Below are 9,979 nucleotides of genomic sequence, written 5' to 3' on the forward strand. Positions count from 1 at the left end.
GTAGATGACGGCGAGCTTGAGAGCCACCCGCGTTCCTCCAGGTTCGTGGACGCTGTCCCCGAACCATCTACCCAGGGGGCCGAACGCGTATGCCTCGAGAATCCTGGGTACGACGCAGGCGACGGCGCGCGTCGCCGGCAGCCCGCGACGCGTCCGCGAGCCGGGTGGCCGTGCCCTCGGCCGACGGGGATCCGCACCTGCAGGCGGGGCGATCACAAGGCCGATCAGACAGGGGCTATCAGGCAGGGCCGTCAGACAGGGCGATCCCCGCCGAGACTCGTCCCCGGTGCAGCAGATCTGCGGCAAACGGAGTCCCGACGGGGATCGACGAGCCACCGACCGACGCCACGGTCGATGACCCATCCCTTGCGTGGGCGCCACTTTCAGGGGAGCGGCGCAAGAACGATGATGCCGACTGCCGGGGGGATTCGGTCACCGACGGTCGGGACCGTCCCGGAGCGCTCATCCAGCCGTCATGAAGTCGTCATGTCGGATCTGCACCCCCCGGATGCGAAAGCCACGTAGTCCGGATATGCCATCTATCCACGGACCGGTGGGTCATTTGCCGCCGAACGCCTTGGCTGCGCCCTGCGGAGTCGTCACCATGAGTGGGGCCTGGGGAAGGCCGCGGGGACAGCTGGGGGTGACGGCATGAGCACTGTGCTGGTCGTCGACGACGAGGAGCGCGTGCAGGCGTTCCTGCGCCGCGCGCTCGTCTCGCAGGGCCACGTCGTGCTCGGCGCCGAGACCGGTCGCGAGGCGCTCGACGTCCTCGCCACGGAGTCGGTGGACCTGGTCCTCCTGGACATCGTGATGCCGGAGATGAACGGGCTGCAGTGCCTGGCGGCGATCGCCGAGGGCCCGCAGCAGCCACCGGTGATCATGCTGTCCGGCGTCTCGGACGTCGCCGCCCGTGTGACGGCACTCGACCGGGGTGCGGTGGACTTCGTCGGAAAGCCGTTCCACCTGTCCGAGCTGATGGCCCGCACCCGCCGGCACCTGGCGGGTGGGCCCAGGCAGCGGACCACGGACCGCTACATCGAGAGCGGCTCGCTGCGCCTCGACGTCGACCGGCGCCGCGCGCACACCAGTGTCGGCGTGACCGCGCTCGCCGAGCGGGAGACCGCTCTGCTCGCCCACCTGATGCGGCGGCGGGGAGACGTGTGCCGCAGGGACGAGCTGCTGCACGACGTGTGGGGACTCGACTTCGACCCCGGCAGCAACGTGGTCGAGGTGTGCCTGCGCCGGCTGCGCGGCAAGCTCGAGGACCTGCCCGTGGAGACGGTGCGCGGCGTCGGCTACTGCTTCGTGGGGGACTGAGATGCGCCGCAACCTGAACCTCTTCGTGCCCTGGCTGTTCTGGGGGACCGCCTGTGCCGTCGCGATGTGGTTCGTGCCGGGACGGGAGACGGTCCCCTACCACCTCGGGTACGCCGGACTAGCCGTCGCTTTCGGGCTCGACGTCTGGAGCACGCGCAGGACCTACGTGACGCTGGCCGTCTACACCGTGATCACCGGCGTGATCCTCCTCATGCGAGCCGCCGACGGGCACATCCACTGGGCACAGACGACCGAGATCCCGTTCATGACCCTGCTGCTGGGGCTCATGATCTGGCACGTCGGACACCGGGACGCCGCCCTGAGGGTCAACCGGGAGATGGCCGAGCGCGACCGTGAGCAGGTCGCCCGCCGGGAGCGTCTGGTCCGGCTCACGTCACACGAGATGCGGACCCCGCTCACCATCATGGCCGGGTACGTCGACCTGCTCCGGTCCACCGAGACCGGTCCGGTGCTCAACGACCTCGACGTGGTCCGCGAGGAGATCGACCGCCTGGACCGTGCCTGCGACCGGCTGCTGCGGATGATTCGCTTCCACGACGACCTGCCGCAACAGCAGGTCGACCTCGACCGGCTGATGCAGGACATCGTCGACCGATGGTCCATCGTCGCTCCCCGCGACTGGCAGGTGACGTCGGCGGCGGGTGTCGTCGACACGCACGAGGAGCGGGTCAAGGTGTGCGTGGACACGCTCGTCGAGAACGCCGTCCGTTACACCGAGGAGGGCGACACGATCCGGGTGTTCGCCCGGCGCGAGGGCGCGGGCATGAGCCTGGGGGTGGCCGACTCGGGCTCGGGCTTCAGTCCTGAGCAGGTCGCCGCCTTCAACGGTCCCCAGGACCTGGTCGCCGATGCCTCGTCGAACCAGGACCCACGGGCCAGGACCGGCCTCGGCCTTTCGTTGGTGCGCGAGATCGTCGAGTCCCGGCAGGGTCGGCTCGAGGCCGGCGTCGCGCCGGAGGGCGGTGCGCTCGTCACCCTGACCCTGCCGATCTCGGACCGGTCCCCGGTTCGCGCCGAACCGCCGCGGTCCGTGGCCGTCGCCGAGCCCGCGGAGCCGGCGCTGCGCTGACCCGACCGCCCCTGGCCTGGCAACCTGCTCAGCCCGTCACGAGCACGGCCGCGCCACTGAAGGCACCATCGCGCAAGTCGCGCAGGGCCCGGTCGGCCTCCGACAGCGGGTACGTCGTGGTCCGGGCACGAACCCCCAGGCGGGCGGCCAACGCCAGCAGCTCCTCGCCGTCGGCCCGGGTGTTGGCGGTCACCGACGTCAGGGTCCGCTCGCGGAACAGGTGCGACTGGTAGTCCATCGCGGGCACGTCGCTCATGTGGATCCCCGCCAGCGACACGGTGCCGCCCGGCGCGAGCGCGGCGAGCGCGACCGGCACCAGATCACCGGCCGGCGCGAAGACGATCGCGGAGTCGAGCGGGAGCGGCGGTGCGGCGTACGCATCCCCGGCCGACGCGGCACCGAGCTCGAGGGCCAGCGCGCGCGCGGCCGCGCCCCGGGTGAGCACGTGCACTTCGGCACCCTGGGCGAGGGCGACCTGGGCGGTCAGGTGCGCGCTGGCGCCGAAGCCGTAGATCCCGAGGCGGCCTCCGGGTGGGAGCGACGCGCGGCTCAGCGCCCGGTAGCCGATGATCCCGGCGCACAGCAGCGGCGCCGCCTCCGCCACGGGCAGGTCGTCGGGCAGCGCGTAGACGAACGCGGCCGGGGCTGTGAGGAGCTCGGCGAACCCTCCGTCGGCGTCCCAGCCGGTGTACGCCGACCCGGGGCAGAGGTTCTCGGCGCCGGTGCGGCACCAGCGACACTGTCCGCAGGTGCGGCGCAGCCACGGCACCCCGACGCGGTCGCCCGACACGAAACGGCGCACGTCGGCGCCGACCCCGACCACGCGGCCCACCGCCTCATGGCCGGGCACCGTGTCCGGCCGGCGGGGCGCGAGGTCCCCCTCGGCCAGGTGCAGGTCGGTGCGGCACACGCCACAGGCCTCGACCCGGACGAGCACCTCGTCGTCGGCCGGTTCCGGCACGGACCGCTCGACCTCCCGCAACAACCGGGTCGGGGTCGGCTCCCCGGTCACCGCCCACGCTCGCATCGACGCCCTCCTTCCGGCTCAGCCGTCAGCTCTGGTCGCGGCGCACGGTCCAGCGGGCGAACACGGTGTCGTCCTCCTCGGCCAGCAGCCGCAGGTCCAGCGGAACCCGCATGCCCGCAGAGGTGACGATCCGCGGCTGGTCCCCGCCCACGAGCTGCGGGACGATCGTCGTGCAGAGCTCGTCGACGAGACCGACCGTGAGCAGGTCGCCGAGCAGCCGTGGCCCGCCCTCGCAGAGCAGCCGCCCCATCCCGCGGTCGGTGAGCTCGGCAACCGCGCGGGCCAGGTCGACCTCGTCCTGACCGGCGACCAGCACGTGGTCGCCGCCGAGCAGCTCCCGGGCGTGACCGAGGCCGGCAGCGGACTCGCAGGTGACCAGCAGTACCTGGCCCGGCCGGGGGTGCTGGAGCCGCTCCGGCACCCGCCCACGGCCGGTCACGACCACCACGGGAGTGTCCTCGGGTCGATAGCCCTCCGCGACGGCGGTGCCCGCACCGACGAGCACGGCGTCGGCCAGTCCGCGCAACGCGTGGAACACCCGGTGGTCGGCCGCGTTGTTGATCGACCCGGTCAGGCCGTCCGCGCCGGTGCCCGCGCCGTCCACGGTGCTGATCATGTTGGCCCGCAGCCAGGGGGTCCGCTCCTCGGCGTACAGCTCGGCCGGCGCCGCGTCGTCCCGGCTGACCGCGTCGGAGCCACGCGAGCGCCGGTCGATCAGGACCCGCATTCCCAGGTCACCACCCAGTACTGCACCCCGAACGGATCGTCGGCATAGAGCGTCGACGCCGCCACCGGGCTGCCTGCGAGGGCCCGGCCGAGGCCGCGCAGCCCCGCGATCCCGTCCGCGAGGAGCTCGACCCCGAGCTCGTCGTCGAGCCCGGCCAGGGCGGCAGGCTCGCCGCGGACCAGCGCGCCGAGTGTCGTCTCGTCGAAGGCCGACGCCCGTTCGTCGAAGTGGCCCGGCGCCTTCTCGCCGCGGCGGGCGCTGCCGTTGCCGAACACGAGGACCGCCGACCCCAGCGACGCACCGTCGGCCGCTTCCACCCTGCCGCCGAACCCGGCCACCGCGGTCAGATGGGCCGCGAGCCGCGTCCCGACGGACACCCCCACCCCGCGAGAGGCGTTGGCAGGATCCGGCGGGGGCGCGACCACCTGCACGGTGTCGCCGGCTTCCTTGACCAGCCAGGTGACGGCGTCGACACAGGCGGCACGCAGTGCCCCGACCAGGTCCTCGAGCCCGGCGTACTCGGGCAGGAGCACGGGCGCCGCCGGCAGGAACGCCACGCGGGTCCTCACGCCAACCCCCGCACGACCCGTCGGGGACGGCGCCGCCCCGCGATGCTCCACGCCATGTCCACGACCTGCCTGGTCTCGGGAACCTCGTGGACGCGGTAGATCCGGGCGCCGGCAGAGGCGCAGACCGCCGTCGCCGCCAGCGTGCCGAGCAGCCGTTCGCCCACCGGGCGGTCGAGCGTCTCGCCCACGAAGTCCTTGTTGGACAGGGAGACGAGCACCGGCCAGCCGGTGGCGGTCATCTCGCCGAGTCGGCGGGTGACCTCCAGGGAGTGGAAGGTGTTCTTGCCGAAGTCGTGCGCGGGGTCGATGACAACACTCCGACGGTCCACGCCCAGCGCGACGGCGCGCTCCGCCTGTCCGACCGTGGACGCGATCGCGTCGGCCACCACGTCGGCGTACTCGATCCGGTGCGGCCGCGTGCGCGGGGGGACCCCGCCGGTGTGCGTGCAGACCAGCGCGACGTCGTGCTCGGCCGCGACCCGGGCCAGCCCGGGGTCCGCGCCGCCCCAGGCGTCGTTGAGCAGGTCCGCTCCCGCCTCGCAGACGGCGCTCCCGACCTCGGCCCGCCAGGTGTCGACGGAGATCACCAGGTCGGGGTACGCCGATCGCACCCTGGCGACGAAGTCGACGACCCGGCGCTTCTCCTCCTCGGCATCGATCTCGGCACCGGGCGCCGCCTTGATCCCACCGATGTCCACGATCTCGGCGCCCTCCCCCACCACCTGGGCGACCCGGTCGAACGCCCTGTCCTCGGCCCAGGTCGCGCCCTTGTCGTAGAAGGAGTCGGGGGTGCGGTTGACGATCGCCATCATCAGCGTCGCGTCGTCGTCGAACTCGTGCCTGCCGAGCTTGAGGGTCATCGCCGGACCTCCAGCAGCGACCGGGCGGGCGGCCGCTCGCCCAACGGCACCTCCCGGTCGAGCAGCATCACCACGTCCCTGGGCGGGAGGCCGGCCCAGCGCGACTCGGTCGCCGCCATGACCTGGGTGGCCATGGCGCCGAGGTCGCGCAACGCCTGGTGCCGGTGGGCGCGCCGGCCGAGGTCGACCTGGGCCAGCGCCTCGAGGCCGTGTGCCCGGAAGGTGTCGACGAGCGCGGCGATCTCGACGGCGTAGCCGGTCGGCACGCTCAGCGACTCGAACAGCGAGCGTCGCACCGCCCACTCCCCGGCGAGCGGCTGCAGGACACCGATGAGCTCGGGGAAGCGAAGCGAGAGCAGGGGCCGGGCGACAAGCTCGGTGACCCGTCCGCCTTCGTACGGCGTCACCACGTCACCGTCGACGTACGGCCGCTCGTAGAACCCCTTCACGAGCCGCACCGGCGGGGAGGTCAGCAGCGGCCCGAGCAGTCCGGGCACGAAGTGGGTGTCCCAGTCGAGCAGGTCCGCGTCCATGAACACCAGCAGGTCGCCGGTGGTGACGAAGAGCGCCTTCCACATCGCCTCGCCCTTGCCCGGCACCGAGCCGAGGTCGGGGCGGATGTCGCGGGAGCGGTGCACGACGGCGCCGGCGTCCTCCGCGATCGCGAAGGTGTCGTCGTCGGAATCGGAGTCGATCACCACGATCTCGTCGAGCAGCGCCACGGTGTCGACGAGCGCCTTGCGCACCCGGCTCACGACGGCGCCCACCGTGGCGGCCTCGTTGCGTGCCGGGACGACCAGGCTGACCCGCGTGCCAGCGTCCTGCTTGGCGGCGAGGAGCTCCTGGAGACCCCAGTCCTGCCAGCGGTACGTCGCCGGGCTCGGCGTGCCTTCCTCCACCTCGCCACCTTAGTGCCGCCACCACCCACGGCCGGCGGGCGGCCGCGCCGGGCACGGCTCCGCTAGACGTCCGTGACCCGGAGCCCTGCGTGCGCCTTGTAGCGACGGTTGATGCTGATCAGGTTGGCGGTCAGCGCCTCCACCTGATGGGCGTTGCGCAGCCGGCCGCCGAAGACGCCCCGCATGCCCGGAACGCTCGACGCCAGGGCCTGCACCAGGTCGGTGGCCTCGCGGTCGTCGCCGAGCACGAGCACGTCGGTGTCGACCTCGGCGACGTCGGCGTCCTCGAGGAGCACCGCGCTGACGTGGTGGAACGCCGCGACCACGCGGCTGTCCGGGAGCAGGGCCCGGGCCTGCTCGGCCGCCGACCCCTCCTCGACCAGGAGTGGATACGCGCCCTGCTTGTCGAAGCCCAGCGGGTTGACGCAGTCCACGACGACCTTGCCCGCGAGCGCACCGGCCAGGCCGGACAGCAGCTCGGCGTGCCCGTCCCACGGCACCGCCACGATCACGACGTCACCGGCGGCCGCCGCGTCCGCGTTGGCCGCACCCGTCACCGCAGCTCCGGTCGCCTCTGCCAGCATGGCGGCCGTGTCGGCGGCCCGCTCGGCGCTGCGGCTGCCGACCACGACCGCCAGGCCGGCGGCGGCGAACCGTCGCGCTAGTCCGCGTCCCTGCGGGCCGGTCCCCCCGAGAATCGCGACGGTGCTGACGGTGAGGTCGGTCATGTGGTGCTCCTTGGCCGTGGATGCAACGCGACGAACGATCGGGATGCCGCTGACGGGACCATCATGTCGTCCGGCTGTCCGTCGCAGGTCGCGGTCCCGGCAGAGCCGCGATCATCTGGTCGAGCTCGTCATCGACGTTGTAGTAGTGGACCGAGGCGCGGACCACGTCGGAGAGGCCCCGCTGCGGCAGGTCGAGCCGGGCGTAGTCGGCCACGGAGACGCTGACATTGACGCCGCTGTCGGCGAGCCGACGCTGCACCTCCTCGGACGGGACGCCGTCGACCGTGAAGGTGACGATGCCGCAGCGTTGCCGACCCTGGTCCTGCACGTGCACGCCGTCGAGGTCCGCCAAGCGACCACGGAGCCGCTCGGCCAGACCGGTCACGCGCCCCTCGATCGACTCCAGCCCCCAAGCCAGTGCGTAGTCGACCGCGACGCCCAGGCCGATCTTGGCGGCGTAGTTGGTCTCCCAGTTCTCGAAGCGGCGCGCGTCCGGTCGGATCTCGTACCGGTCCGGCGCGGTCCACGTGGCGGCATGGAGATCGAGGAACGGTGGCTCGACCTTCTCGAGGAACTCGCGGCGGACGTACAGGAACCCGGTGCCACGGGGGCCGCGAAGGTACTTCCGGCCGGTCGCGGAGAGCATGTCGCAGCCGATGCGGTCCACGTCGAGAGGCATCTGGCCGGCCGACTGACAGGCGTCGAGCAGGTACGGGACGCCCGCCTCGCGGGTCACGGCGCCGACGTCCTCGGCCGGGTTGACGAGCCCACCCTGCGTGGGCACGTGAGTCATCGCCACGAGTCGGACCGGGCCCCGTCCGTCGTCGAGTCGCCGGCGGAGGTCGTCGACCGAGAGCTGGCCCTCCTCGTCGTCGTCCACCACCTCCACGGTGGCGCCAGTGCGGGCGGCGACCTGCAGGAACGCAATGACGTTGCTGGCGTACTCGGCCCTGGCGGTGAGGATGCGGTCGCCCGGCTGGAACGCGAGTCCGTAGAACGCCATGTCCCACGCGCGGGTGGCGTTCTCGACGACGGCGATCTCGTCCACGTCGCAGCCGATCAAGCGGGCGATCGCGGTGTAGGTGTCGTCGACCAGGTCGGCGGCGGCCGCGGCCGCCTCGTAGCCGCCCATCTCCGCCTCACGGTGCAGGTGGGCCACGACGGCGTCGGTCACCGCCTTGGGCGGCAGGGCGGCGCCCGCGTTGTTGAGGTGGGCGACCCTCGTCGTACCGGGGGTGTCGCGCCGTGCGCGCTCGACATCGGCGTCCGTCATCATCTCCATGCCAGCTCCTCGATCCTTGTGAAGAGTGCGTCGACGTCGCATGCAGAGGTCGTGTTGGCCATCGCGACCATCGCGAGTCTGGCGCCGGGGTAGATCCTCATCGCGTGGTGGAACCCGCCGCCCGTGCCGTAGTGCTCCACGAAGCCGGGCACGCGAGCCGCGTCGCGCGGACGCCTGAACCAGCCGATCCCGTGGTCGAACCGCTTGCCGGCCGCCGTGATCGTGCGCATCGCCTCGATGTCCTGGTGCGCCAGCAACGGATGGTCGTCCCGCTCGTCTGCGGAGTGCGCCGCTGCGAGTCTCGCCGCGTCGCTGACGGTCCCGACGAGGCCGCCATAGCCGGCGCCTTCGACGAGGAAGGGCCGGAGGGAGACGTAGCCGTCCACGCGCGCGCCGACGATCCCTGCGGGCAGGGCTCGTCGCAGCACGGGCACCAGCGGCGCCGGCACGCGCACGTGCCCGACGGAGTGCGGGAGCCGAGAGTCGTAGCGGTAGCCGGTCGTGCCCATGTCGAGGGGGCGCAGCACCGTGTCCCGGACAGAGTCCGCGACCGAGGTGCCGGTGACGGCCCCGATGACCTCGGCCGCGAGCAGGTAGCCGATGTTGGAGTACGACGCACGCCCGCCGACCCGCCGACGGGGCGCGCCGTGACGAGCCAGGACCCGGGCGGTGAACGTCGGGTCAGCCGGCTGCTCGGCAGGTCGCACCCATCGGATCGGGAGAGGGTTGCCGAGCCCGGCTGTGTGGATGAGCAGCTGCCGGGTCGTCGGGTGGCCGAGCTTCGCGGGCGGCTGGTACTGCGGGAGGTAGTTGCCGACCGGTGCGTCGAGGTCGAGGAGCCCGTCGGCGCGAAGCCGCATGGCGGCCGTGGCAGTGGCGATCTTGGTCATCGAGAACCAGGGGTACTGGTCGTCCACCGTCGCCGGACGCCGCGCGGACAAGTCGGCGTACCCGACCGCCTCGACGGCGAGGACTCCCTCCGGGCCGGCGACCGCAACGGACATCCCGGGGGCCTTGGCCTCCGCGACGGCCCGTTCGACGAGCCGTCGCAAGTGGTGCGTGGCGTTCACACCGCACCGCCGGACCGGCGGGTGCGCCTGGTCACGACCGCCACCGTGACGGTGAGGAGGAGCACCGCGATCAGGCCGGCCAGCTTTCGTCCGTCGCCCTCGAGGAGACCGGCCACGAGACCCTCCTCGTTGTTGCTCCGGTTGAAGACGGAGTGCAGGACGGCGACGGCCAGGATGCTTCCGTGGGTGTGGCGCAGGAAGACCCCGATCATCAGGCGCACCAAGGCACACACGATGACGAGAGCCATCAGGGCCGACAGCACGGACCGCCACGAGAAGTCACCGATGAAGTGCAGGGGAAGGTGGGCGAGGGCGAACGGAACGGCGGTCAGCAGGGCAGCTCGGACGAGGCCGTGGCGCTGCTGCAACCGTGTCTGCACCAGTCCGGACCAGGCCGCCTCCTCCCA

General features: G+C 72.5%; 11 protein-coding genes. 2 read left to right on the top strand and 9 right to left on the bottom strand.

The genetic code is table 11. The features are described from left to right. Nucleotides 1-651: 651 nt before the first annotated feature. Together VFH10_RS06180 and VFH10_RS06185 are read left to right on the top strand one after the other, a co-directional pair. Nucleotides 652-1,320 carry a response regulator transcription factor gene (locus tag VFH10_RS06180; RefSeq protein ID WP_325127010.1) on the top strand — a complete coding sequence of 223 codons (669 nt, stop codon included), beginning with the start codon at nucleotides 652-654 and terminating at the stop codon, nucleotides 1,318-1,320. 1 nt (nucleotide 1,321) lies between these two features. After that, nucleotides 1,322-2,410, top strand: coding sequence for a HAMP domain-containing sensor histidine kinase (locus tag VFH10_RS06185; RefSeq protein ID WP_325127012.1), 1,089 nt, complete (start codon nucleotides 1,322-1,324; stop codon nucleotides 2,408-2,410). A gap of 28 nt (nucleotides 2,411-2,438) precedes the next feature. On the opposite strand, the gene VFH10_RS06190 is transcribed toward VFH10_RS06185, so the two are convergent. The 9 genes from VFH10_RS06190 to VFH10_RS06230 all read right to left on the bottom strand — a co-directional run. After that, complete coding sequence (locus VFH10_RS06190; protein WP_325127014.1) at nucleotides 2,439-3,437, bottom strand: zinc-dependent alcohol dehydrogenase family protein; 999 nt, start codon at nucleotides 3,435-3,437, stop codon at nucleotides 2,439-2,441. Between the two features lie 25 nt (nucleotides 3,438-3,462). Next, nucleotides 3,463-4,164, bottom strand: coding sequence for a dihydrofolate reductase family protein (locus VFH10_RS06195; RefSeq protein WP_325127016.1), 702 nt, complete (start codon nucleotides 4,162-4,164; stop codon nucleotides 3,463-3,465). Further along, nucleotides 4,152-4,733, bottom strand: coding sequence for a hypothetical protein (locus VFH10_RS06200; protein WP_325127018.1), 582 nt, complete (start codon nucleotides 4,731-4,733; stop codon nucleotides 4,152-4,154). Before VFH10_RS06200 ends, VFH10_RS06195 begins: the two co-directional genes overlap by 13 nt. Further along, nucleotides 4,730-5,593, bottom strand: coding sequence for a dihydropteroate synthase (gene folP / locus VFH10_RS06205; RefSeq protein WP_325127020.1), 864 nt, complete (start codon nucleotides 5,591-5,593; stop codon nucleotides 4,730-4,732). The genes VFH10_RS06200 and folP overlap by 4 nt, the downstream gene beginning before the upstream one ends. Further along, nucleotides 5,590-6,492 (bottom strand): glucosyl-3-phosphoglycerate synthase, encoded by a 903-nt coding sequence (locus VFH10_RS06210; RefSeq protein WP_325127022.1) that lies wholly within the window; start codon nucleotides 6,490-6,492, stop codon nucleotides 5,590-5,592. The genes folP and VFH10_RS06210 overlap by 4 nt, the downstream gene beginning before the upstream one ends. A gap of 62 nt (nucleotides 6,493-6,554) precedes the next feature. Continuing rightward, on the bottom strand, nucleotides 6,555-7,220 hold the full coding sequence (gene npdG, locus VFH10_RS06215; protein ID WP_325127023.1) for an NADPH-dependent F420 reductase: 666 nt from the start codon (nucleotides 7,218-7,220) through the stop codon (nucleotides 6,555-6,557). Nucleotides 7,221-7,281: 61 nt separating this feature from the next. Next, nucleotides 7,282-8,502, bottom strand: a complete 1,221-nt coding sequence (locus tag VFH10_RS06220) for an aminotransferase class V-fold PLP-dependent enzyme (protein ID WP_325127025.1) — start codon at nucleotides 8,500-8,502, stop codon at nucleotides 7,282-7,284. Then, nucleotides 8,493-9,572 carry a serine hydrolase domain-containing protein gene (locus tag VFH10_RS06225; RefSeq protein ID WP_325127026.1) on the bottom strand — a complete coding sequence of 360 codons (1,080 nt, stop codon included), beginning with the start codon at nucleotides 9,570-9,572 and terminating at the stop codon, nucleotides 8,493-8,495. The genes VFH10_RS06220 and VFH10_RS06225 overlap by 10 nt, the downstream gene beginning before the upstream one ends. Continuing rightward, nucleotides 9,569-9,979, bottom strand: a 411-nt coding sequence (locus tag VFH10_RS06230) for a CPBP family intramembrane glutamic endopeptidase (RefSeq protein ID WP_325127028.1), incomplete at its 5' end; no start/stop codon positions are given. The genes VFH10_RS06230 and VFH10_RS06225, both read right to left, overlap by 4 nt.

This window comes from Nocardioides sp. (assembly GCF_035697785.1).
GTDB lineage: Bacteria > Actinomycetota > Actinomycetes > Propionibacteriales > Nocardioidaceae > Nocardioides_B.